17 protein-coding genes are annotated in these 24,632 nt (G+C 72.3%); 8 read left to right on the forward strand and 9 right to left on the reverse strand.

Annotation, left to right across the window (positions count from 1 at the left end; all coding sequences use genetic code 11):
* Nucleotides 1-224: 224 nt before the first annotated feature.
* Together OV090_RS14625 and OV090_RS14630 are read right to left on the reverse strand one after the other, a co-directional pair.
* A complete protein-coding gene (locus tag OV090_RS14625; RefSeq protein WP_267704244.1) occupies nt 225-668 on the reverse strand; it encodes an RDD family protein in 444 nt (147 codons plus the stop codon).
* A gap of 56 nt (nt 669-724) precedes the next feature.
* Nucleotides 725-1,948 (reverse strand): hypothetical protein, encoded by a 1,224-nt coding sequence (locus tag OV090_RS14630; RefSeq protein ID WP_267704245.1) that lies wholly within the window; start codon nt 1,946-1,948, stop codon nt 725-727.
* A gap of 128 nt (nt 1,949-2,076) precedes the next feature.
* On the opposite strand from OV090_RS14630, the gene ygiD reads away from it, so the two are divergent.
* Nucleotides 2,077-2,856 carry a 4,5-DOPA dioxygenase extradiol gene (gene ygiD / locus OV090_RS14635; protein ID WP_267704246.1) on the forward strand — a complete coding sequence of 260 codons (780 nt, stop codon included), beginning with the start codon at nt 2,077-2,079 and terminating at the stop codon, nt 2,854-2,856.
* Here ygiD and OV090_RS14640 read toward each other — a convergent pair.
* From OV090_RS14640 to OV090_RS14650, 3 genes are all read right to left on the reverse strand, one after another.
* Nucleotides 2,853-4,799, reverse strand: coding sequence for an N-6 DNA methylase (locus OV090_RS14640; RefSeq protein ID WP_267704247.1), 1,947 nt, complete (start codon nt 4,797-4,799; stop codon nt 2,853-2,855). The genes ygiD and OV090_RS14640 overlap by 4 nt on opposite strands.
* 10 nt (nt 4,800-4,809) lie before the next feature.
* The gene (locus OV090_RS14645; RefSeq protein WP_267704248.1) at nt 4,810-5,460 is read right to left on the reverse strand and encodes an NAD(P)-binding domain-containing protein; all 651 of its coding nucleotides are present in this window, start codon (nt 5,458-5,460) and stop codon (nt 4,810-4,812) included.
* Between the two features lie 71 nt (nt 5,461-5,531).
* On the reverse strand, nt 5,532-6,356 hold the full coding sequence (locus OV090_RS14650) for a hypothetical protein (protein WP_267704249.1): 825 nt from the start codon (nt 6,354-6,356) through the stop codon (nt 5,532-5,534).
* 337 nt (nt 6,357-6,693) lie between these two features.
* On the opposite strand from OV090_RS14650, the gene OV090_RS14655 reads away from it, so the two are divergent.
* The 6 genes from OV090_RS14655 (at nt 6,694) to OV090_RS14680 (ending at nt 14,223) form a co-directional block, all read left to right on the forward strand.
* Nucleotides 6,694-7,344: a DUF4178 domain-containing protein gene (locus OV090_RS14655; RefSeq protein ID WP_267704250.1), complete on the forward strand. Its 651-nt coding sequence runs from the start codon at nt 6,694-6,696 to the stop codon at nt 7,342-7,344.
* Nucleotides 7,337-8,725: a DUF4178 domain-containing protein gene (locus OV090_RS14660; protein ID WP_267704251.1), complete on the forward strand. Its 1,389-nt coding sequence runs from the start codon at nt 7,337-7,339 to the stop codon at nt 8,723-8,725. The genes OV090_RS14655 and OV090_RS14660 overlap by 8 nt, the downstream gene beginning before the upstream one ends.
* 107 nt (nt 8,726-8,832) lie before the next feature.
* Entirely contained in the window at nt 8,833-9,018 is a 186-nt protein-coding gene (locus OV090_RS14665) for a hypothetical protein (protein WP_267704252.1), read from the forward strand.
* Between the two features lies 1 nt (nt 9,019).
* A complete protein-coding gene (locus OV090_RS14670) occupies nt 9,020-10,558 on the forward strand; it encodes a polyamine aminopropyltransferase (RefSeq protein ID WP_267704253.1) in 1,539 nt (512 codons plus the stop codon).
* 402 nt (nt 10,559-10,960) lie between these two features.
* Nucleotides 10,961-12,592: an NAD(P)/FAD-dependent oxidoreductase gene (locus OV090_RS14675; RefSeq protein ID WP_267704254.1), complete on the forward strand. Its 1,632-nt coding sequence runs from the start codon at nt 10,961-10,963 to the stop codon at nt 12,590-12,592.
* A gap of 1,049 nt (nt 12,593-13,641) precedes the next feature.
* Nucleotides 13,642-14,223: a hypothetical protein gene (locus OV090_RS14680; protein WP_267704255.1), complete on the forward strand. Its 582-nt coding sequence runs from the start codon at nt 13,642-13,644 to the stop codon at nt 14,221-14,223.
* Between the two features lie 396 nt (nt 14,224-14,619).
* On the opposite strand, the gene OV090_RS14685 is transcribed toward OV090_RS14680, so the two are convergent.
* The 4 genes from OV090_RS14685 to OV090_RS14700 all read right to left on the reverse strand — a co-directional run bounded on the left by OV090_RS14685 (nt 14,620) and on the right by OV090_RS14700 (nt 23,498).
* Entirely contained in the window at nt 14,620-15,525 is a 906-nt protein-coding gene (locus OV090_RS14685) for an alpha/beta fold hydrolase (protein ID WP_267704256.1), read from the reverse strand.
* A 58-nt stretch (nt 15,526-15,583) separates the two neighbouring features.
* Nucleotides 15,584-16,771 carry an ADYC domain-containing protein gene (locus OV090_RS14690; protein WP_267704257.1) on the reverse strand — a complete coding sequence of 396 codons (1,188 nt, stop codon included), beginning with the start codon at nt 16,769-16,771 and terminating at the stop codon, nt 15,584-15,586.
* 105 nt (nt 16,772-16,876) lie between these two features.
* On the reverse strand, nt 16,877-20,878 hold the full coding sequence (locus OV090_RS14695; protein WP_276604441.1) for a protein kinase: 4,002 nt from the start codon (nt 20,876-20,878) through the stop codon (nt 16,877-16,879).
* Nucleotides 20,879-21,104: 226 nt separating this feature from the next.
* Complete coding sequence (locus OV090_RS14700; protein ID WP_267704258.1) at nt 21,105-23,498, reverse strand: DUF4139 domain-containing protein; 2,394 nt, start codon at nt 23,496-23,498, stop codon at nt 21,105-21,107.
* Between the two features lie 155 nt (nt 23,499-23,653).
* Here OV090_RS14700 and pip point away from each other — a divergent pair, with 155 nt between their 5' ends.
* Nucleotides 23,654-24,619, forward strand: coding sequence for a prolyl aminopeptidase (gene pip / locus OV090_RS14705; protein WP_267704259.1), 966 nt, complete (start codon nt 23,654-23,656; stop codon nt 24,617-24,619).
* The last annotated feature ends 13 nt before the right edge of the window (nt 24,620-24,632 follow it).

Consider the following 24,632-nt stretch of genomic DNA (forward strand, 5'->3'; position numbering starts at 1 on the left):
TGCGAGCCCACCGCCACACCCACGCGGACCGCTCGCGCCGCTGCAAGTCGCCTGCCACTCACCGAAGCGAACTGCCGGCAGCTCGACGCGCCCGCGCGAGAGACCGCAAGAGGTCTGGAGCCGGTCGGGAGGGCGGAGGGATCGGGACCGAGATGGGCGCCATGTCGGCACCATGGCCGCCGAGCCCCCGAGTCATCGACCGATCTTCGCCGCGACGCGCGGACTCATCCCGCCTGCAGCCGGATCACGCGCGTCCCGCCGGCGAACGCGTCGTGGTCGCCTTGCCGCAGCGGGCTCCTGCGGATCGTCCTGGCGATCACGACCCAGGCCGCGAGCGCCAGCAGCGGGCCGATGAAGGGGATCGATCCGAGCAAAGTAAACGCCTCGCGCCGCAGCGACTGCCGCAGCGTCGGCCGCCCGCCGTCGGGGCCGAGCACGCGCAGCCCCAGCGCCAGCTTGCCGGGCGTCGCGCCGACCCAGGCGTCGAGCAGGCTGAAGTAGAGGAACACGAACGCCGAGCCGACGAGCAGCCAGTCGAAGCCGTAGCCCATGACCTGGCCGAGGCCGACGTCGACGGCGGCGAGGACCAGGACATCGAGGCCGCGCGCCAGCAGGCGCACCGGGAATTCGGCGGGGATCGTGGACGGGGCGGACGAAGCAGCGGTCATGGCAACACAGACCGCGACCGCCGGCAGGACTCATCGGTCGCGCGTAAAAAAATCACTCAGCCGAACGGCGTCACCGGGCGCACCGCCCCGTCGGCCGCGATGCGCACCGCGAACTCGCAGCGGGTCTCCGACTCGCGCAGCACCACGATCGCGTGCTCGCCCCGCGCGTGGGCCGTGAACGACCACAGGCCGTCCGGCAGCTCGAGCAGGGCCAGGTCCGGGGTCCGGCCGAGCTCGGCCAGCGGGGCCAGGCGCGCGCTCAGGCCCGACTCCTCGAGCGACAGCGCGAGCACGCGATCGCCGAGCGGCAGCACCTCGAAGTCGAGGTAGTCGCTGGCCGGCAGCGGCGGGTGCCGTTCGACGCGCACCGTGCCCTCGGGCCAGGCGGTCAGGGCCACGATGTCGCGCGAACCTGTCCCCGAGAACATGTTGTCGTCCTTCCACAGCACGCGGCCCACGCCGCGCGTGCACGCCACCCGCGCGTCGAGGCTGTCGAGGGTGTGCAGCGCGAGCGGCGACCAGCGGCCGGCGCGGAAGAACGTGGTCGCCACCTGCGGCGCCTCGGGGCCGTGGGAGATCTCGATCGCCAAAAACGACGCCTCGCCGGCGGTGCGGAGGTGGAAGTGACACGGGTAGACACCCGGCGACGTCGCCGGCACGAGGCCGAGGTCGACGCGAGGACCGAAGCCCGCGGCGCTGACGCGGCGGGCGAACATCCGCAGCACCGTGGCCTCGGCGATCGCGCCGAACAACCACCCGCCGCGGATCGTGCCGGTCTCGGCCAGCGGGCGCCGCTCGACGCGCCCGCTCGGGTGGGCGATCACCAGCTGCGACGCGCTGCGCCAGCTCTCGGTCTCGAGCGCGAGCACCACCCCGTCGGCGAGCGCGTAGCCGGTGACCGTGCGACCGAGCGCCCACGGCATGCGCCGCTGGCCGGACAGCGGCATGAGCCGGGTCGAGCGCCCCAGGGGCTCGCAGATCCGCAGCCACAACGGGCTCCCGGGCTCTCCGGCCAAGATCTCCGCCTCTTGCGCGAGGCCGCTGCCGTGCAGGTCGGACGGGTCGGCGAGGCCGACCTCGGGGACGATCCTCACCCGCACGCGCGGCGCGTCGCCGTCGCTGCCGCTGAATTCACACAGCCGCTGGCTGTCCGGATCGAAGCACACCAGCTCGGCGGCGGGTTCGTGGTTGCGCAGCCAGGCCGGCTCGCCGTCACGGACGAACGGTACGACGACCGCGCCGGACCCAGCGACGCGGGGGCAGCCCTCTGGCGCACGCATCTGGGGCGACGCTAGCCCGAGCTTCACCCTTGCGTCGAGGCCCGGGCGATTGTCGGCGGGAGCGCAACAGTGCGTTGCTCCGGACGGGCTTGTCCGGGCGCGCGCGGGGTAACATACCGGACCCTGGCATGCCCACCACGCCCGTCCTGTTCGTCGGCCACGGCTCGCCGATGAACGTCATCCTCGACAATGCTTGGACGCGGACGTTCAACGATCTCGGGACGGCGTTGCCGACGCCACGGGCGATCCTCGCCGTCTCGGCCCACTGGTACACCCGCGGCACCTTCGTGACGGCCGGCGGCGACCCACCGACGATTCACGACTTCGGCAACTTCCCCCGCCAGCTGTTCGAGTTCGAGTACCCCGCCCGCGGCAGCGACGACGTCGCGCGCCGGGTCTGCGAGCTCCTGAGCTCGGTGAAGGCCGCCCCGCGCGGTGACTGGGGCCTGGACCACGGCACCTGGACGGTCCTGCATCACATGTACCCGCGCGCCGACGTGCCGGTGCTGCAGCTCAGCATCGACCAGCAGCGGCTGCCGGCCGAGCACCTGGCGATCGGTCGCGCGCTCGCGCCGTTGCGCGAAGAGGGCGTCCTGATCCTCGGCAGCGGCAACTTCACGCACAACCTGCGCGCGACCATGCAGCTCGCGCAGCGCGGCGACACCTCGCTGCAGGAGTGGGCCCTGCGCTTCGACGCCGACGTGGCCCAGGCCATCGAGCAGCGCGACCACGACTTCCTCGCGCGCGCCCCCGAGACCGCGCTCGGGCGGCAGAACCACCCCAGCCTCGAACACTACCTCCCGCTGCTCTACGCCGTCGGCGCCGCGAGCGAGGCCGAGACCCCGCGGTTCTTCAACCCCGGCTTCGACCTCGGCTCGATCTCGATGCGCGGCGTCCTGTTCGGCTAGTCGACGCGGGCGACCTCGAGGCAGGCCGCCCGCGCGCGCTCGCGGCTGGCCACGCGCTCGCGGATCGACGCCTCGACCATCGCCGCGATGCGGGCCCGCTGGGCCGGGTCGCGCGGCAGCGGCAGCACCAGCTCGCCGACGCGGTCGCCGAGCGAGTCGATGATGTCCTGGGTGAACCGCTTGGCCTCGATCTGCTTGCGCACCGGATCGGAGCCGAGCACCGCCAGCAGCAGGTACGGCGACAGCAGCTCGGGCCGGTGCACGCGCAGCTTCAGCAGGTGGCTCTGGAACACGATGCGGGTGTCGTGCTCGGTGATGAACGCGCAGGTGCCGATCAAGTACGTGCCGTCGCGGACCATCAGGATGTCGCCGGCGCGCACGTCCTGCTTGGCGCGCAGCGCCTCGTAGACCGCCTCGCCGACGCAGTGCTTGGGGTCGAGCTTGAGCTCCCAGTTCGACAGGTCGGAGGTGCGGACGAACGGCACGTCGCCGCCGCCGTAGGCCAGCTTGCCGACCTCGTGCCCGCTGGTGATGCCGAGGATCCCGTCGTCGACCAGTTGCTGGACCGTCACCAGCTCGTGGCTGCGCTGCAGGCCGCTGAGGATGGACGCGACCCGCGGGTCGTAGTAGCGCGGGGCCAGCACGTTGCCGCGCACCGCCTCGGGCGCGACCGCGTGGCCGAGGCGGCTGCCCGCCTCGAGGCTGCCGGCCGCGTGCTGGCGGAAGCGGTCGCCGATCTCCGGCAGCTCGTCGCGGTCGATGCTGCGGCCGCGGCTGTCCTTGCCGCACCACGCCGCCTCGGCCATGAAGATCGCCGGCCGCTCGCTCATCGGCGCCGGCTCGCGGCGGGTCAGCAGCATCAGGCACACCTTGGTGTGCGTGCCGCCCTTGCCCGACGTCTTGAACAGCTCCTCGGGCATGCCGATGACCGCGCGCAGATCTGCCTGTTCGAACATGTACTGAACGACATGTCGATACGACTTGCCGGAGATCAGGCTCTCGGGCAGGACCAGGCCGACGCGGCCGCCGGGGCGGGCCAGCGCGAGCAGGCGCTCGACGAACAGCACCTGCGGCGCGACCCCGCGCTGCAGCCGGGGCGTGCGCTGCCAGCGGTCGTCGGCGCCGCGGCGCCACACGTGGCCGAGCGCGAAGGTCTGCTGGACCTCGGTCGAGGCGGCGACGATCTTGGCGCCGAACGGCGGGTTGGCGAGCACGACGTCGAAGCCGCCCTGCTCGCACGCGATCGGCCCGCCGTCCTCGGCCTGCCAGGCCAGCGCGTCGCCGCAGTACACCCGCGCCGGCGCCATCGTGACCAGGCCGACGTGCGCGCGCGCCAGCCCGGCGAGGTAGCGGTCCTTGTCGATGCCGACCACGCTGCGCGCCACCTCGGCCGGCGCCACCCCGCGCGCCACCAATCGCCGCGCGGTGTGGCTGAGGAACCCGCCCGCGCCGCAGGCCGGGTCGATCACCCGCTCGCCGGGCTTCGGGTCGACCAGGTCGACCAGCATGCGCACCGCCGTCTGCGGGGTGAAGAACTGGCCCTCGACCCCGCGGGTCGCCGCCGCCGTGAACACCTCGTAAGCGTCGCCGATCGGGTCGCAGCGCGGGTCATCGAGGTCGAGCGTGCGCAGCTCGCGGTCGACCTCGAGCAGCGTCGCCGCGTCGAGCCCGAGCTGCGCGTCGGCGGCGAACACGTCGGGGAGCAGCGCCTTGAGGCGCGCCAGCTGCTCCTTGTAGAACCGCAGCAGCGCGCCCGCCTCGTCCGGCGCGGCCGCGCCGCTGCGCACCGTCAGCGTCCGGCAGAACACGCAGCGCAGCACCTCGTCGAGCAGCGCCGCGTCGCGGGTCGCCCCGACCAGCCGGCCGGCCAAGAAGTTGCGCAGGCGGGTGAACGCCGCCCTGGTCTCGGGGACAGGTACCGAAGGATCTGGCTCGAAGGACATGCGCGATCGGTCATCCGCGACGCAGCAGCTTGAACGCGACCTCGCGCCCCTGCCCGCCGACCAGCGCGAGGTGGATCCACAGCACCGCCATGTTCTCGAGCGCCGCCGCGTTGCGCAGCGGGCCGGCGTCGATCGGGTGGAAGCCGGCCCGCTGGATCAGCGCCGACAGGGTCGCCTTGGCCTCGGCGTCGTCGCCGGCGATCGGCACGTCGACCACCGTGTCGCCGAGCTTCGGATCGGCGTGGAACTCGGCGCCGAAGGTGTTGAACGCCTTGAGCACGCGGGCCCCCGGCAGCGCGGCCTGCAGCGCCGCGGTGATCGAGCCCTCCGGCGGCGGCGACCACACCGGGCCCTGGGACCACGTCAGCGGGTTGTTGCAGTCGACCACGATCTTGCCGCGGAGGTCGCCGAGGCCGTGGGCCGCCTGCACCGCGACCCCGCCCGGCACCGCCAGGAACACGATGTCGGCCGCGGCCGCCGCCTCGGGCGCCAGCGAGGCCGTGACCTTGCCGTCCAGCTCGGCCAGCGCCTCGGCGATCTTCGAACCCGAGCGGACCCCGAAGCTCACCTTTTTGAAGCCCGCAGCGACCAGTCGGCGGGCGATGGCGGACCCGACGTTGCCGGGGCCGACGATGGCGATGGCTGGCTCGTGCGTCGACATGGCGCGGAGCCTACCGCGAAATAGCTCGTCGCGCGAGTTCCGCAGGGCCTGCCCGGGCCCCTCGATCGAACCTACTGACAGCTCAGCGACGCGCCATCGAACACCGTCATCGTGCAGGTCGAGTCGGCCGCGCAGCCGCACGCCCCGGCGTAGCAAGTGTCCACGTTCTGTCCGCCCGCGCAATCGCTGTCGACCGCGCAGCCGCAGCGGCCGGCGATGCACTGCACGTAGCCCGGCAGGTTCGAATCGAGGCAGTCCTGATCGATCTGGCACACGCACTGGCCTGACGGCACGTCGCACACCGGATGTCCCGTCTGGGGCAGACAGGCCTCGTCCCCTGCGCACGGGCTCTGACACGCCCCCGCCTCGCACGTCGCGGCCGCCTGGCCACACACCGTCACGTCGCGCCCGCCCGCGAACGGCGAGAGCGTCTGCTCGACCAGCCCGAAGTCGGCGCAGGCGAACGTCCCGGGGGTCAGCGCGCAGCGGCCCGCGTCCGCCACCAGCACGCACGCCTCCTGGGCCGCGCAGTCGCCCGGCCCGGCGCACGGCGTCTTCCAGCCCGACAGCTCGGCCAGGCACTGCGCGTCGCTGGTACACGGCGGGAACAGGCACAGGCCGTCGATGCAGCGGAACCCGAGGTCGCCGCCGCCGATCCGGCAGTCGCGGTCGTTGTCGCACTGCGACTGGCAGCGCTTGGCCTCGGGCCCCGCGGTGGTCGTCTCGGTGCCGGTGCTCCCGCTCGTCGGGCCCGTCTCGGTGCTCGTCGGCCCCGTGGTCGGCGCGGTCGTGGACGAGGTGGTCTGCGGTTCGCTCGCGGTCCCGCTGTCGGCCGGGGGACACGCCGGCAACACCACCGCGAGCACGAAGATCCGGGATCGGCCAGGCAACGCCATCGCACCGACGCTAGCGCATTTTCGCCCCTGGGCGAAGAAACCCGCGCATGCGGACCCCGCCCGGCTCCGGGCGAGCACCCGCACCGCCGCGACCGGCCCGACGAACATGCCCCAATTGACATGTTCTATAAAACATGTCCATTCGGACATATCAGATCCATGAAGCCCGGTCGGGCGGGGGCTGGCGAAGAACGCGAGCCGGGCGCGCCTCCCCCCTGCCGGAGCCGCCGCCGCCCCACACCTTCCGCCTGCTCGCTGCACCGCCCGCCTCGCGCGGCCGCGAGCGCCGATTCCGGCCATGGTGCCGCGTCCGCGGAAGTGGCACCATTCCCGGCGAATGGAGCGCGAGCGCCAGGTGTCGTGCCCGCAGTGCGGCGCTCCTGCGCCGTTCCGCGGCACCGCCGTCTCGCTGGTGTGCGAGCACTGCGGCAGCACCGTCGTGCGCACCGGCGTCGACCTGCGCCTCCTGGGAAAGATCTCCGCGGTGGTCGACGACGGCAGCCCGCTGCTCCTCGGCGGCAAGGGCAGCTTCGCCGGCCGCGGCTTCGAGATCGTCGGCCGCCTGCAGCTCCGCTACGCCCGCGGCGCCTGGAGCGAGTGGTATTTGCAGTTCTCCGACGGCGTCGGCTGGCTGGCCGACTTTCAGGGCAACTACGCCGTCACCACCCCCGTCGCCGACGGCCCCGAGCTGCCTGGCTTTTACAACATGGCCATCGGGACATGGCACGAAGTTCAGGGCGGCGAGCACATGGTCGTCGACAAGCGGGCCGCCCGCTACCAGGGCGCCGAGGGCGTGCTGCCGTTCGTCGCCGAGCCCGGCCTGACCTTCTTCAGCCTCGACCTCGCCGGCCCGGACGACCAGTTCGTCAGCCTCGACTACGGCGTCGACCCCTACCGCACGCGCCCCGACGTCTACCTCGGCCGGGCCGTGGAGCTGGCCGAGCTCGGCCTCGACCGCCTGCGCAGATTCGAGGGCTGGCGTGACTGAGGCGACCTCTGAAGTCACCCGTCCGCGCCCCGCCGAGGCGACCCCGCCGCGGCTGTTCCGCGACGAGGCCCGCACCGAGGCCGTGCAGTGCCTCGCCTGCGGCGGACCTATCGCCCTGCGCGGCTTCGGGGCCATCCAGCGCGTCGTCTGCCCCGCCTGCGGCAGCCTCCTGCGGCCCGAGGACAGCGGCGCGCTGGCGCTGATCCACCGGGCCGCGCGCGCCCACCAGGAGTCGGTGCTGCCGCTGCACGCCCGCGGCCGCCTGGACGGCGCCACCTGGGAGATCGTCGGCATCTGCTGGCGCACCGTCCCCGGCTGGCCGTGGCAGGAGTTCCTCCTCTACAACCCCTACCGCGGCTATCGTTACCTGGCCCACTCGACGGGCGACGGCCACTGGTCTTTGGGACAGGTCATTCCTGGCGCGCCGAAGATCGTGCCCGGCAAGCGCCACGCGATCGTCCACCGCGGCCGCAGCTACCGCCACTTCTCCGGCGCCGACGCCTACGTCACCTACGCCGAGGGCGAGTTCCCGTGGCAGGTCCAGGTCGGCGACGCCGCCCACATCGACGACTTCGTCGCCCCGCCGCACGGCATCTCGATCGAGGAGGTCGCCGCCAGCGACGGCGTCGAGCTGACCCGCACTGCCATGCGCCACCTCGACGCCGCCGAGGTCTGGCGCGCCTTCGATCGCCCCGGCAAGCCGCCCAAACAGAAGGGCGTCGGCATGCTCGCGCCCAACCGCTGGCGCGAGCAGGCGCGCTCGCTGTGGCTGTCGTGCCTGGTTTTTTTGGTTGTTTGGTACTTCGCGGTCCAGCACGTCTCCGGCAGCGCGAGCGAGCGCGAGGTGTTCCAGGCCACCGACCTGCGGTTCGACAGCGTCCTGTCGCAGGAGGTCACGATCGGCGAGCCGGGCGCGTCGACGACCGTCGAGATCTCCTTCACCGCCTACCCGCTCGACAACTCGTGGGCGTTCGCCGAGGTCGTGCTGATCCCGCTCGACGGCGAGGAGGCGATCGGCCTCGGCATGGAGGCCAGCAGCTACAGCGGCTTCGAGGACGGCGAGTCGTGGTCCGAGGGCGATCGCCAGGTCGACCACGTCCTCGGCCGCGTCGCCGGCGGCCGCTACCTGCTGCAGGTCACCCCCGAGCGCGACACCAGCGCGCTGGCCGAGAACGACCCGCTCGGCCTCCGCCTCGGCACCTTCGGCCCGTTCGGCGTGCGCAGCCCCGACACCTGGGCGATCCGCGTGCGCGAGGACGTGTTCCTCAGCCGCTACGCCATCCTGCCCGTCCCGATCATCCTCGGCTTCCCGCTGCTCGCCTGGCTGCTCGGCCGCCGCCGCGAGCGCAAGCGCTGGGCCAACAGCGACCACCCGACGTGACCTCATGACCATGTTTTTTACAACATGTCTTAAAGGACATCTAAAAGCGTCGCGCCGCCCCGCGTCGCTCGGCCCTCGCTGAACACCGATCCATTTTTTTAAGAAACATGTTCCGCACTACCTACTGGATCTGCTCCGTCGCCGCCCTGTTGCTCCTGCTGTTCGGGGCCCGCTCGGGCTTCTTGCTGGCCGGCACCCCGGAGCGCGGCAAGGTCGAGCGCGACCCCGACGGCACCGTGCGCGGGCGCGCCGCCTTCGTCTGGCTGGGCGGCGGCTACCACGGCGGCAAGTGACATGTCGGCCGCGCCCGGGACCCGCCTGCTGCTCGCCTCGGTGCTGGTGGTCGCCACCTGCGGCCTCGTCTACGAGCTGATCGCCGCGACCATGGCGAGCTACCTGCTGGGCGACAGCGTCACCCAGTGGAGCCTCGTCATCGGCGTCTACCTCAGCGCGATGGGCCTCGGCTCGTGGCTGAGCAAGTTCGTGGTCAAGGACCTGCACGCCCGCTTCATCGCCGTCCAGCTGGTGATCGCGGTCGTCGGCGGCCTGTCGGCGGTAGCGCTGTTCTACGGCTACGCCTACCTCGCCAGCGTGCGCCCGCTGCTGTTCTCGATCCTGGTGATCGTCGGCACCATGGTCGGGCTCGAGATCCCGCTGCTCATGCGGATCGTCGGCGACGGCCAGGAGCTGAAGGACACGGTCGCGCGGGTGCTCGCGTTCGACTACGTCGGCGCCCTGCTGGCCAGCCTGCTGTTCCCGCTGGCGCTCCTGCCCCACCTCGGCCTGGTGCGCACCAGCCTGCTGTGCGGCCTGTTCAACGCCGCGATCGCGCTGGCCTGCGCGCGGGTGTTCCAGGCCCACCTGCCGCGCCCGCGCGCGGTCCTCGTCCAGGCCGCGCTGGTCTGCCTCGGCCTCGCGGTCGGCCTCGTGTTCGGCGGCCGGCTCGAGCGCCTGGCCGAGCGCGAGCTCTACGACGCGCCCGTCATCTTCTCCGAGAAGACCGCCTACCAGCGCCTGTCGATCACCCGCAGCGGCGACGACATCCGCCTCTACATCGACGGCAACCTGCAGTTCGCCAGCAGCGACGAGCACCGCTACCACGAGGCGCTGGTCCACCCCGCGCTCGCCGGCGTGGCCCCGCGCCGCGCCCTCGTGCTCGGCGGCGGCGACGGCCTGGCCGTGCGCGAGCTGCTCAAGTACCCCGGCCTCGAGCGCATCGACCTCGTCGACCTCGACCCCGGCATGACCCGCCTGTTCGGCCGCGACCCCCTGCTGGTCCGCATCAACCACGGCAGCCTGTCCGACCCGCGCGTCCACGTCCACAACGCCGACGCCATGCGCTGGCTCGAAGAACATGTCCGAACGAACAGCGAGGTCTACGACGTCGCAGTCGTCGACCTGCCCGACCCCAACAACTTCTCGCTCGGCAAGCTCTACACCGGCTCGTTCTACCGCCTGCTGCGCCGCGCCCTCTCGCCCGCCGGGGTCGGGGTGATCCAGGCGACCTCGCCGTACCTGGCGCCGCGCTCGTTCTGGTGCGTGGTCAAGACCCTCGCCGCCGCCGAGCTGCACCCGCGCCCCTACCACGCCCACGTGCCGTCGTTCGGCGACTGGGGCTTCGTCCTCGTGTCCCCGGCCCCGCGCCCCGAGCCGACCCGGCTCGCCGACGTCCCGCTGCGCTTCCTCGACGACGCCCTCCTGCCGACCCTGTTCGTGTTCCCGCGCGACCAGCAGCCGCCCGAGGTCGACGTCAACCGCCTCAACGACCAGCTGCTGGTCCACTATTACGAAGAGGACCTGCGCGCCCTGCCCGGCCGCGGAGGCCGCGGGTGACATGACCTCGAGAGCATGTTGCGAGAGACATGTCCCTACGGTCGCCCGATCGACTCGCGGGTCTGCGGCCGCACTCTCGCCGTACGCAAGGACATGTCCGAAGGGACATGATTCCGCGAGCATCTCGGCCGCTCCGCGCCCGCGGCCGGCTCCCGGACGCCGACCTGCCCCCCGCTCCGCATGTCCTCGGGCCCGCGCCCATCGGGGCCCCCGAGGCTGGTGGTACGGGTCCGAGGCCGGGCGCGGCCTCGGCCATGGGACATGTCCTTCTGGGCATGCTCTTGCGAGCATGAGCGGCGCCCCCGCTCGAAACCGGCGCTGCTCGAGCCAGCTCGCGCTCGGGCAGTGCGCGCTGCCGTGTCTCCCAAGACACGCCCGCCCTCGCCGTCGCGGAGCCCCCGGGTGAAGCGGCGCGACTTCCTCGGCGCCACCGCCGGCACCGTCGCGTCCGCCGCCTGTGGCCCGGGCCGGCCGCCGCCCCCGGCGGTCGAGTTCGTCGGCCCCGACCCCGAGCGCGGGCATCACCTGCGCGAAGGGACATGGCGCGAAGGACCTGTCCACGAGACCATCCGCACCGAGGTCGCGATCGTCGGCGGCGGCGCGGCCGGCAGCGCCGCCGCCTGGCGCCTGCGGCGGGCCGGCCTCACCGACGTGCACCTGTTCGAACTCGAGGACGACGTCGGCGGCACCGCGCGCGGCGGCGAGCTGCCGCGCTCGCGTCACCCGCTCGGCGCCCACTACTTGCCGACCCCGCCGCCCGGCTGTCCTGCGCTCGAGCGCCTGCTCGAAGAGCTCGGCGTCATCCTCGGCCGCGACGCCCGCGGCCGCCCCGAGTACGCGCCCTCGGCGATCGCCGCCGCCCCGCTCGAGCGCCACTTCGGCCGCGGCCGCTGGTACGAGGGCCTCTATCCCGCGGCCGGCGAGACCGCCGACGAAGCCGCCCAATGGGCCCGCTGGCACGCCCACCTGCGCGACCTCGACGGCCGGCGCGGCGCCGACGGTCGGCCCCTGTTCGCCATCCCCGTCGCCCGCAGCAGCTCCGAGCTGCGCCACCTCGACGCAGTCTCGTTCGCCGCCTACCTCGACGACCTCGGCCTCGTCAGCGAGCGCCTGCGCTGGGCCCTCGACTACGCTTGCCGCGACGACTACGGCTGCACCCTCGCCCAGACCTCGGCCTTCGCCGGCCTGCACCACTTCCTCGCCCGCGGCCTCGAGGAGACCCGCGGCGGCTTCCTCCTCACCTGGCCCGAAGGCAACGCGCGGCTCGTCCGCGGCATGCTGGAGCGCGCCGACCTCGGCGATCGCCTCCACCGCGGCGCCGCGGTCGTCGCAGTCGACCCGCACGCCGGCGAGCTCCGCGTCCATCGCCCCGGCGACGGCCGGCGCCTGCGCGTGCACGCCAGGGCGATCTTGTGGGCCGCGCCGCGGTTCGTCCTCGGCCGCCTGCTCGTCGGCGCCGACCCGCTGCCCGCCGGCGCGCTGACCTACGCCCCGTGGCTGGTCGCCAGCGTCGACGTGCGCACCGCCCCACGAGGCATCGGCGCCCGCCTCGCGTGGGACAACGTCCCGCTCGCCGGCCCCAGCCTCGGCTACGTCGTCGCCACCCACGGCGAGTCCGCCGACGCGCGCCGCCCCGGCGCAGTCCTCACCTACTACGAGCCGCTCTGCGGCGACGGCCCCGCCGAGCTCGCAGCCCAGCGCCAGCGCCTCCTCGCCGGCGAGCTTTCCACCTGGTCCGACCACGTCGTCGCCGCACTCGCGGCCATGCATCCCGGCATCGCCAGCGAGATCTCCAGGATCGCCGTCACCCGCTGGGGCCACGCCATGATCCGCCCCGTCCCCGGCCTGCTGTTCGGCGAGTCGCTCGCCCGCGCCCGCGCCCCGCTCGGCCGCCTGCGCCCGTGCGCCGCCGACGTCGCCGGCCTGCCGCTGTTCGAGGAGGCGTTTTATCAGGGTTGCGGCGCCGCTCTGGCCGCCCTCGCCGACCTCGGCCGCAGCGCCCCCGACGCCCTCGCCGACGAGCTTCCGGCATGACCCTGCACATGACCGTTCGGACAGGCCCTGTTGCGAGCCTCGTCCACCGCAGTCCGCGCCCTCGCGCACCGACGCCTCCCTAATATGGCCGTCCGGACGGGTTCTGCTTCGAGCTTCGTCCGCCGCTCGCGCTCTGGCGCACCGGCGCCTCTTGAACATGGCTGTTCGGGCAGATCGGGCTGCGAGCCTCGTCCGCAGCTCGCGCCCTCCCGCATCGGCACTTCCCGAACATGACTATTCGGACAGTTCCGGCTGCGAGCCTCGTCCGCCGCCGCTCGCGCCATCGCCCATCGGCGCCTCCTGAACATGACCGTTCGGACAGGCCTTGCTGCAATCCTCGCCCGCAACTCGCGCCCTCCCGCACCGGCGCTCCACGCACATGACCGTTCGGACAGGCCTTGCTGCGAGCCTCGTCCGCCGCGCGCACCGGCGCCTCCTGCACATGACCGTTCGGACAGGCCTTGCTGCAATCCTCGCCCGCAGCTCGCGCCCTCCCCCAGCGGCGCTTCACGCATATGACCGTTCGGACAGGCCTTGCTGCGAGCCTCGTCCGCCGCGCACACCGGCGCATTTCGCACATGACCGTTCGGACAGGCCTTGCTGCGAGCCTCGTCCGCCGCGCGCACCGGCGCCTCCTGCACATGACCGTTCGGACAGCCTTGCTGCAATCCTCGCCCGCAGCTCGCGCCCCGCCGCACCGGCGCTTCACGCACATGACCGTTCGGACAGGCCCTGCTACGAACCTCGCCCGCAGCTCGCGCCCTCACGCACTGACGCTTCCCGAACATGACCATTCGGACATGTCACGCTGCCAGCCTCGTCCGCCGCCGCGCGCACCGGCGCCTCTCGCACATGCCCCTTCGGACAGGCCCTCGTCCGGGCGGCGCCGACGCGCCACATGACCTTCCGGACAGCTTCCGCTCGCCCCGCCGCGCCCTGGGCACAAGCGGCCCCAGCGAGCCCCGTCACCCCGTCCGCGTCTGTCGATCCTGGCCTCACCGAGCGCTCTCGCCCGCCCGATGCGGCCGCGGCCGCGCTATCCTTCACGGGTGCCGCTGACGCTCGCGCAGCTCGAGGCGCTCTCCCAGCAGGCCTTTCCGGCGCGAGCCGTCGCGCGCCGCGACCCCGATGGTTACGCCGCGCTGCACGCCGCGATCGGCGAGGCCATCCGCCCGGTCGCCCACGCGCTCGAGTTCGACATGAGCAGCTTCGTCGCCCGCGACCCGCAGGAGCTGCTGGCCCTGCCGCCGCACATCCTGTTCGTGTGGTGCGACGAGGCCGACCTCATGGCCTCGTTCTACGCCCTGCCCGAGGCCGACATCGCCGCCAACGTCGCCCAGGCGCTGCACGCCGTCGCCGGCCTGCGCTTCGGCGACCCCGCGCAGCTGCCCCCCGAGCAGCGCGGCGCGGTCCTCCGGATCATGGCCGCGATCGGCACCCCGCTGGCCCGCGACGCCGACGATTTTTTTGCCGCCTACGTCGCCGTCGGCGACCCGGACCCGGAGCTGCCGGTCCGCGCCGAGGTCGAGGCCCTGTTCGACCACTTCGCCCCCTGCTACGTCCCCGACGCCGACGGCCTCGACCGCCGCTTCACCCGCGTCATCCCCGTCCACCGCCACATCGACGCGTAGCGGCTGCTCTCCAGGACATGCGCTCCGGAGCATGTCCTGAGGGACATCCGAGAGGCCTGTCGCCCTCGGCCTCCGCCCGAGCCCCCAACCCTCCCGCCGGCCCACCCCACCGGCCAGCCCTCGAGCCCGTGGTCCCGCGAGCCCACCGCGCCGCAACTGCCAAACCGCCCGGCGCTCGTTCGCTGTCCTTCAAGGCATGTCCGAAGGGGCAGCCCTCCATGCGCCCGACCCGCGCCGCGACGACTGTGCACAACGGCTGCAGGAGCGTGCTCGCGGTCACAATATTTGCACCCGCCGCGCACGCCTGCGCAGTTCGCGAGGCGCTGTTCGCCGCCACCAGCCCTCTCGAGCGCACCGTCCTGCCCCCATTTTCTTTGTAAAAAACGCAGTTGACCGTCAGCGCAGACCCGCGCGACTTGCCACCTCGCGGATCGCCGTCGCCAGCGCTTCAGGCACCTCTTCCTGCAAAAAATGCCCGGCCGGCGTGCGCGTCACGCTCGCTGTCGGAAACGCCCGCTCGTGGCGAGCCAGCGCCCGGCCGAGGATCGGGTCGCGCTCGCCCCACACCAGCGCCAGCGGGCCCCCGGCGGCCACGAACTCGCGCAGCCACGCCTCTCCGCGGCGCAGCGGCGCGATGCTCGGGTGCTCCAGGCTGCCCGGCACCATCCGCGCGAGCGCGAGCGGGCCTGACCGATCGGACAGGCGCCGCAGCGGCCAGCGATAGGCCCGGGCCACCGGGCCGCGGATCGATCTACGATCGCCCTGGGCCACCCACAGCGCGTTCTGCGGGAAGCCGAGGCCGCGGAACGCCAGGTCGCTGACCACGGGCGTCCGCGCGAACCGGTGGAACCATGTCCCGCGCGGGCGCGGCGGCAGCACCACCGACGTGTTGCCGAGCACCACGCCGGCCACGCGCTCGGGCATCCGCGCCGCCAGCACCGGCCCCAGCGCGCCGCCCCAGTCCTGCCCGACCAGCACGAAGCGGCGCAGCCCCAGCGCCTCCACCAGCTCCGCCAGCGCGTCGACGTGGCGCTCGACGCTGTGCTCGTGCAGCGCGATCCGGCTCGACAGGCCGAAACCGAGCAGGTCGGGCGCCACGCAGCGCAGCCCCGGCAGGCGGGCGATCACGTCGCGCCACAGGAAGCTCCACGTCGGGTTGCCGTGGAGCAGCAGCACCACCGGCGCCTCGGGCTCGCCGTGGTCGATGCGGTGGATCTGGCTGCCATCGGCCAGCACGCTCGCGCGCCGGCGCAGCGGCAAGAGGGCGGCCAACCACGCCGGCAGCTCGGGGACGTCGCGCATCGCCCGACGGCACCACAGCCGCCGGGCGATGTAAAGCGGGCCGCGCTAGCGCGAGCGCTCAGTGACCGCCGTGACCGTGACCGTGACCGTGGCCATGGCCGTGCCCGCCCCAGCCGCCGCCGTCGTCGTCGTCATCGTCGTCGTCGTCGTTGTTGCTGTCCGGCAGGCCCTCGCCGTACTTGTCGAAGGCGCTGACGAGCAACGCGCGGTGATCCTCGAGCGAGCCGCAGTCGCTGGGGGCCTTCTTGATCTTGCCCTTCTTGTCGAGGAAGCACTTGGGGTACAGGCCCTGCTCCTTGTACTCCTGGTGGCGGATGTCGCGGAGGCAGTAGGCGCCGTCCGGGTTCCACTCGGCCTCGATGAACCAGTTGGTCGCGCGGGCCTCGACCTGCGGCGACAGGTGGTCCCAGATGTCGATCGCCGTGCCGTTGACCGTCCACGGCTCACCGTTGCCGCAGTAGTCGGCGCGAGCCATGCGCGTGCACGCCTGGTGGTGATCGGCGAGCGAGATCGTCTTGCAGTGCTTGCCCTTCTCCCAGTCCTTGCAGCGCTTCGTCGTGGCCCACGGGCGGTAGCCCCACAGCACGCACTTGGCGATGACGGCGTTCGTACAGGCCCACACGAACACGTTGGGGTCGTCGACGCGGTCGCCGGTCTCGAGGTTCCAGTAGTTGGCCACCGGGATCGCCGGCACCAGCCCGCCCTGCCCGTCCTGGCACAGCGGCTTCCACTGGTTCGAGCCCTTCGCGCGGTGCACCACGTCGTACAGGTACACGTCGTCCTGCCCCGGCGACTTGGTCATGTCGTCGATGCGGAGGACGTAATCCTCGAAGACCTCCTCGCCGTCGATGACCTGGCCGACGGTCAGCTCCCACGTGGAGCCGATGAAGTCCTTGCCCTTCGCCCACTGCTTCTTGCCGTTCTTGAAGACCTTGGCGCTGAACTCCGTGCCTTGCAGCACCGGCCCCTGCAGCACCGGCCCCTGCAGCACCGGTCCGTTCAGGTTCACGCCGTTCAGCACCGGCCCTTGCTGAAGCGGGCCCTCGAGCACGTTGCCCTGCAGCACCGGGCCTTGCAGCACGGGCCCCATGATGATGCCTTGCAGCACCGGCCCCTGCAGCACCGGGCCCTGCAGCACCGGGCCGTTCAGGACGAGGGAGTTGAACTCCTCGTCGCGGGTCGAGACGACATCGGCGGGTGCATCCGACCCCACGTAGCACCCTGCGCTGAAGCCCAGCAGCGACACGACAAGCGCCACATTACGCACGGCCATAACCACCCCCATCGATTCCCCCGACTGTAGCACAGCCGGCGGACACATGAAAGGACATCTGTCCGAGCGCGCGCTTTTTTAGGAGCGCGTCAGCGGCCATGTCGCACATACGCGCAACCCGACCGTGCTGTGGCGGAAACTCGTAGCTACCTCGAAGCGGTTGGTGACCCGGGCGGCGAACTCGTTATAGTAGAATGCACCGCCGCGCGCATTCAATCGCTTGTGGTCGTAAGGCGACACCGTCAATTCGTACGCGTTGCCGATCGTGTCGTAGAGGCCGTAGGGGCTCACGGACTGGGGATACGAGCCGACCGGGTCGGGGCCGTACGCCGGCCCGACGAGGCCGTACGTCCTGTCGATATTCGCTTGCGTGACCTCGAGGTGTTCGCCGATGGAGAATCTGCGATTGTCGGCCCCGCGGGCTGCACGCTCCCATTCGTGCTCATTGCAGAAGCGGGCGCCTGGGACGCGCCCCGAGGCATTGAGCCAGGCGAAATACGCTGTCGCTTCCTCGACCCCGATTCCCGTCACTGGCAGACGTTCCCATTCGACGCGGGCCCGCTGCGTCCTGCCCTCGTAGACCAGGGGCTCGCCGGTCCGCACTGTATAGACCCGGACCGACTGATGGAGATCGAGCTGCCAGCCGCCCTGCGGCAGCTCGGTGAGGCGGGCGCTGTCGGAGAGCACGCGGGCGGCGTTGCTGGCCAGGATCGCCGCCCGCTCGCCGGCCGGCAGCGCCGACAGGAACTCGATGTAGTCGGCCCAGGTCACCTCGTGGCGGCCGATCACGTAGGCCCCGGTCTCCACGCGGTGCAGCGGCTCCGCGTTGGCCGTCACGCGCAGGTCGGCGATGTCGCCGGTGCCGTAGAGGAAGCGCCCGGCGGGCACGTAGACGAAGCCGGCGGGGAGCGTGTCGACCGGCGGCAGCACGACCGAGAAGTCCGCGACCTCCTCGCGCGCCAGGGCTATCGGCAGGACGACCGGCGCGTGGCCGGCGAGCTCGAAGCGCAGGCGATACGACCCGCGATCGAGCGGCCGCGTCGCCACCGGCGTGGTCCCGAGGTCCTCCGTCTCGCCGATGCGCGCGTGCTTCTCGTCGTAGCGCTCGAGCTGCACCCGCGCCCCCGGCGGCTGGCTCGTCACGGCGAACTGCGCCGGCGCGTTCCACCGCTCGATGCCCGCCCCGTCCTCGTCGTAGAGCTTCAGGCGCTCGAGCAGGTCCTGGATCACGAACTCGCCGTGACCGGCCTGCTCGGCCAGCAGCGCGCGCTCCAGCAGCACCTCGCCGAGCTTGTCGCGGATGTCGTCGCGCCGGCCGTCGAGGCTCAGCGCCGTCTCGAGCTTCTGCGCCGAGCGGGCCAGCCGCAGCTCCGCCTCCGGCAGCGCCGCCTCGTAGCGGGTCCACAGCCCGTCGGCGTGGGCCTGCTTGCCGGCTTCGTAGGCCGCCAGCGCCTGCGTGCGCAGCTCCTCGGCGTCGGCCCGCGCCTTGCCGGCGACCGTCCGCTCCTGCTCGGCAGCGGTGACCTGCGCGTCGACCTTGAGCCGGAGGTCGCGCTGGCCCTTGAGCCACATCGCCCCGTACATCGAGATCGCCACCGCCGGCAGCAGCACGATCGCCCCGCGTCGCAGCGCCCGCACCCGCGCCGCCGCGGTCTTGCACGCGGCGATGAAGTCGCGCTCCTTCGGCCGCAGCGACGCCGGGTCGAGCGCCATCACTTCTTGCAGCGGCGCGCCGCTCCACAGCGCGTCGCGACCGCGGCCGAGCCGCTCCCACTCGGCGACCGCGAGCTCGAGGCGGTGCCGCACCGCCCGGCCGTCGCGCTCCTCCTCGAGCCAGGTGCTGAGCGTCGACCAGCCGCCGAGCAGCGCCTCGTGGGCGATCTCGAAGACCGCGTCGTCGTTGACCTCGCGCGCCACCACCAGGCGCGCGCGCACCAGGGCCTTGAGCGCCTCGGCGGCCGCGGGCGAGTCCGCGGTCAGCTCGTCTTCGGTCCGCACCGCGCGGGTGTCGTCGACGGTCACGAGGCGCATCAAGATCCGCCGCGCCGCCGCGCGCTGGGCCGGGATCAGCTCGGCCAGGACCGCGTCGCCGTGCCGCGCCAGCGCTCCGGTCACGCCGCCGACCTTCCGCAGATCGGCCGGCGAGATCACGTTCGTCGCCTGGTCGCGGATCTCCCACAGCTCGGCCAGCGCGAACTGAAGCAGCGGCAGGCTGCCGCGCGCGCCGGCCTCGACCAGCTCGTCGACCAGCGTCGACGGCTCGAAGCGCACGCCCTTGACCTTCGCCGGGCCGACGATCGCCTCGCGCGCGCCCTCGGGTGACAGCGGGCGCAGGATGTAGATCGCCCGCGACAGCTCGTCGCCGATGCCGGGCACCTGGACCACGCGGGTCAGGAAGTCGCCGCGCACCGTCGCCATCACCCGTAGCCCGGGTTGCCCGGCCGCCAGCCGCGCTAGCAGCGGGCCGACGACCGCCACCTCCTGCGTGGCGCTCAGGGTCACCAGCTCCTCGAACTGGTCGATCACCAGCAGCCGCCCGCGCGCCTCGCCGAGCTGCTTGCGCAGCGCCCGGACCAGCTCGCCCGGGCTCTCGGCGATCAGCGCGGCCAGTGTCTCTTCGGACATGTCGAAGAGGACAGCCAGCGTCGAGATCAGCGTCTGCAGCGGGTAGCGGCCCGGGGTCATCGCCGCCGAGGCCCACTGGCGGTGGTGGTCGAGGTTGCCCTCCTCGACCATCGGCACCACGCCGGCCTTGACCAGCGACGACTTGCCGACGCCCGAGTCGCCGGCGACGACCACCAGCGCGTCGGCGCGGAGGCGCTCGAGGACCGCGCGGATCTCGACGCCGCGGCCGAAGAACACCGCGCGGTGCTTCGACTCGAACGCCTGCAGGCCGCGATACGGGTTGCCCTCGGGGATCACCAGCTCGCGCCCGCTCGGCTGCAGCGACTCGAGCGCGGCCAGCAGGTCGTCGGCCGAGCCGAAGCGCATGAACGGATCGCGCCGTAGGCAGCGGTCGATGAGCCCGGCCAGGCGTGGGTCGCAGCGCGGCGCTCGCTCGAGCAGCGGCCGCGGCTCGTGCTCTTGCAGGCGCTCGGCCAGCTCGAGCGGCGTGCTCGCCTCGGTCGGCGGGCGGCCGGAGGCGAGGATGTACATCAGCACGCCGAGCGCGTAGACGTCGGAGCGCCGCGACGCCGGCTCGGCGCGCCACAGCTCGGGCGCCATGTAGTGCGGCGTGCCGAGCAGCGTGCCGGCCTGCGTCAGCGACTCGGCGGTGACCGGGATGTCGGCGGCCGACAGCGCCGCCGCCGACAGCCCCGCGCTCGAGCGCCCGGCCCCCGACTCGTCGTGGAGGCGGGGCAGCGCCGCGCTCGCGCTGGCGTCGCGCAGCTTGATCGTCTCGGCGGCGCGGTCGATGCGGCCGCCGTCGCTGCTGCGCATCACCACCGACGACGCGGCCTCGATCGCCTCTTCCTTGGGCGGCTCGGGCCGCACCGGGTCGAGCGAGGCCGGGTCCATCAGCTTGGCCAGGCTGAAGTCGAGCAGCTTGATCTCGCCGGTCTCGGCCAGTATCGCGTTGGCGAGCTTGATGTCGCGGTGGAGCACGCCGTGGCGGTGCGCCGCCGCCAGGCCGCGGCACAGGCCGATCGCCAGCTCGAGCACCTTGCGCGACGGCAGCGGGACCTGGATCTCGTTGAGGCTCTTGCCGCGGATGTACTCGGTGATGAGGTACGGGTGACCCTCGAGCTGACCGACGCGGTAGATCGTCACCACGTTGGGGTGCTGGATGCGGGCGACCGCCCGACCCTCGACCTGGAAGCGCTCGCGGTCGTCGGCGTCGGGCGCGACGTGGCCGACGAACTTCACCGCCACCGAGCGGTCGAGCACCGTGTCGTGGGCCAGGTAGACGCGGCCCATGCTGCCCTTGCCGAGCAGGCGGACCAGCTTGTACTCGTCGAACGTGGCCGGGGGCTCCCACTCCACGATCGCGGTCTCGACGATCTTCGGCACCGCCCGCATCGAGCGGGCGTGCTGCGAGGTCGACAGGACCTGGCCCTTGGGACCTGGCCTCGGATCCATGTTCGGAATCGCGCCAGACGCGCCTGCGTCGTGATCGCTCACCGAAAGCCCTCGGGGTTCCGGGACATCAGCACCAGCGTCGCACGGCCAGCGGGGCGGCGGCAAGTCCGTGCGTATCCCACTTGGGACCGGCGCAGACGCGCACCGGACGGCGTCCGCTGGCGAGGTGCAGTTTTCTTCACCCCTGCAGACCCGTCAATTCGCGTCAAGCCGTCGGAGCGGATCGTCACGGCGTCGGTGCCGAGAGGTCGATGCTCTGCAGCGAGTCCTCGAGCTCGATCTTCTTCTCGAGCCGCTTCGACTGCAGCTCGACGATCGTGCGCCCGAGCTTGTCGGCGTCGCGCGTGAATTCGTCGAGGCGCTTGTTCAACTTGCTGCGCAGATCGCCGGCCGCCCCGTCCTTCTTGATCGCCTCGAGGTTCTGCCGCGTCTCGCTGGCGCGCTGGTCGAGCTCGGCCTGCTGGCGCGCGAGCCCCTCGACCTCGGTGTCGATGCGGCCGATCTCCTGGCGCAGGCGGACCAGCGGCTCGATCTTCTTGCGGGCGTTCGCGTCGAGGTTCGGCAGGCGCAGCAGCGCGTCGAGCAGCTGCGGCACGCGGCCGTCCCAGATCGTGATGACCGCCTTCGACGGCGTCTGCTCGACGATGTCGACCTTGCCCTCGATCGCGTTGCCGGTGACCTTGACCGGCACGAGGTAGGCGTCGGGCAGCTCCTCGAGACCCTCGATCTTCGACTTGAGCGCGTAGGCCCCGCCCTGCTTCGGGTGGCGGATCAGCACCGAGTAGCCCTTCGGGTCAGGTTGGCCCTTCACCGTCCAGGTCGTCGCCACCCGCTGGAAGTTCTCGACCTCGAGCACCCCGCGCACGATCTTGATGATGCGCATGTCCTCGCCGGTGTACTGCGCCTGCGACGACACCATCAGCGACGGCTCGACCGCGAACGGGATCGTCGTGCTCGTCTGCGTCCCGACCGCCTCCGACAGGCCCTCGCCGACGAAGCTGCCGCCGGCGTAGATCGCGATCGGCCCCGGCTCGAGCACGAACGGCGTGGTGTTCTTGAAGCGGACCACGCGGTACGGGTTCTGCTCGTAGCCGGTGCCGGCGCCGCCGGGGCGGAACAGGAACGTCTGCTCGGCCGCCACGTCCTGGTTGACGATCGCCACCATCGTCGAGCTGCCGTCGGGCACAGTCACGCGCGCGTTCAGGTCGAAGCGCGTCAGGCCGCTGACGCTCTTGGCCCGCGCGCTCGCCTGCGTGCTGCGGCGCAGCGACTCGAGGTCCATCGCCGGCGGGGCCGCGGCCGCCTCCTCGGCCTTGGCCATCTCGCCGCCGTAGCTCTCGTCCTCCAAGTCGTAGCTGCGGTCCGCACTGCTGCCGCCGCCGCCCTTCGAGGCCGCGGCCGGCTTCGCCATCGGCCGCCTGGCCGACTTCTTCTCGGCCTCCGTCCGGTTGTAGTCGGGCGCCGGCGAAGGAGTTGGCGCGGCCTGACCCGCCGCGATCCCGGCGGCGTCGGGGCAGCCGTCCTCGTCGGTGTAGCCGTTGAACGTCTCGGGGCTGTCGGGGCACTGGTCGAGCGAGTCGGGGATCGCGTCGCGGTCGCGGTCGCCGCCCGACTGGTACGACGTCTCGCCCATCGCCACCGCGGCCCGCTTCTGCACCCCGGCCTCGGTGAGGTCCGAGCGCGAGACCGTGCGCGGCGTGTGCAGGTCGTAGCGGAAGGCGATCGGCGCGCCCGACGTCAGGCTCATCGACACCTTGCCCCAATCCTCGCCGCTGGTGTTGTCGACCACCGCCCACGCCTGCAGCAGCGCCGGCCCCTTCTCGCCCGGCTCGGGCAGGACCACGCGGTAGGTCGGCTTCCACATCGGCGCCGCCACCACGTAGCTGACCACCAGGTCGTGGCTGTTCGCCCCGGCCAGGCGGATCTCCACCGCCACCTGCTGGAACATCCCCTCGCCCGCGGTCGCGTCGAGCGTGCGGTGGAACTGCAGCGCGAGGTCGCCGTCCTGCAGCGTCACCCCGCGCACCTTCGACAGCCGCACCACCTGCAGCTGCTTGCCGTCCATCAGCGAGACCTTGTAGTCGCGCGCCCCGCCCTGCGGCGCCGGCACCCGCTCCGACGACGGCGGCGGCGTCGGGTCGGGCTCGTCGACGATCGCCTCGACCAGGACGATGCGCCCGCGCAGCTTGCCCTGCGTCGTCTTCAGCGTCACGTAGGTGCCGCGCAGCGCGTCGAGCACCTGCGCCAAACTACCTTGCCCAGGGGCCAGGGTCGAAAGGGCAGCATTGGCCCACGACTCCGGGTCGAGCGGCATCGACACGCTGACCGCCTGACCGTTCTTGCGGTCGATCACCGTCAGGCTCTTCAGCAGGTCGTTGACCTGGTCCTTGCGGACCTTGATCACCAGGGCGTCGCCCTTGACCTCGCCGCGGCGCTCGAAGTAGCCGATCCCGTTGCGGTAGAGCACCACGCGGTCGAGCCCGAGCGAGCTCTCGGTGGCGGCGTAAGGATTGCGCCCGTGGGCGCACCCGATGAGGAGGAGGGCGACGAGGGCGGACGAGGCGAGCCTAAACACGTGCGAGGGATCTCCTGCGAGGTCGATGCTAACGCCGCGAGTCATTCCCCTCTTACTCGTCCGGTCGCCCGCCGGACCCCGCCGGAGGCGCGTCTTCGGCCGCCGCGCGGTTTTGCCCGCCACGGCCGCCACAAATCCTGCGGAGCGGCCGCACGCGGCGCCTATGGACGCCTTGATCGCGCTTTGCCAAGCTCGCGCCGATGGCCCCTCCACGCAGGCGCACGCTCTACCCGGAGATCGAGCCCTACAACGCCGGCTCCTTGCAGGTCAGCGGGCTGCACCGCGTGTACTTCGAGGAGTCGGGCAACCCCGACGGCAAGCCGGCGGTGTTCCTCCACGGCGGACCGGGCGGCGGCACGGTGCCCGACCAGCGGCGCTTCTTCGACCCCGAGCGCTACCGGATCGTCCTGTTCGACCAGCGCGGCTGCGGCAAGAGCACCCCGCACGCCGAGCTGCAGGACAACACCACCTGGGATCTCGTCGCCGACATCGAGCGCGTGCGCGAGCACCTCAACGTCCAGCGCTGGCTGGTGTTCGGCGGCTCGTGGGGCAGCACCCTCGCCCTCGCCTACGCGCAGAAGCACCCGCGGCGGGTCACCGAGATGGTGCTGCGGGGGATCTTCCTCCTGCGCCGCAGCGAGCTGCGGTGGTTCTACCAGGACGGCGCCAGCGCCCTGTTCCCCGACGCGTGGGAGCGGTTCCTCGCCCCGATCCCGGCGGCCGAGCGCGGCGACCTGATGAAGGCCTACCACAAGCGGCTCACCAGCGACGACGCGGCCGTGCGCCTCGAAGCCGCGCGGGCGTGGAGCGTGTGGGAGGCCAGCACCAGCTACCTGCGCGTCAACTCCGAGCAGATCGAGCGCGCCGGCGAGGACGAGTTCAGCCTCGCGTTCGCCCGCATCGAGGCCCACTACTTCGTCCACCGCGGCTTCCTCGAGCGCGACAACCAGCTGGTCGAGAACGTCCCGCGGATCCGCAACATCCCCACGGTCATCGTCCAGGGCCGCTACGACGTCGTCTGCCCGCCACAGAGCGCCTGGGACCTGCACCGCGCCTGGCCCGAGGCCGACCTGCGGATCGTCGACGACGCCGGCCACTCCGCCTTCGAGCCCGGGATCCTCCACGAGCTCGTGTCCGCCACCGACCGCTTCGCCGCGGGCACCTGACCTGTCCCCGAGA

It is taken from the genome of Nannocystis sp. RBIL2 (assembly GCF_026626745.1).
In the GTDB taxonomy this organism is placed as follows: domain Bacteria; phylum Myxococcota_A; class Polyangia; order Nannocystales; family Nannocystaceae; genus Nannocystis.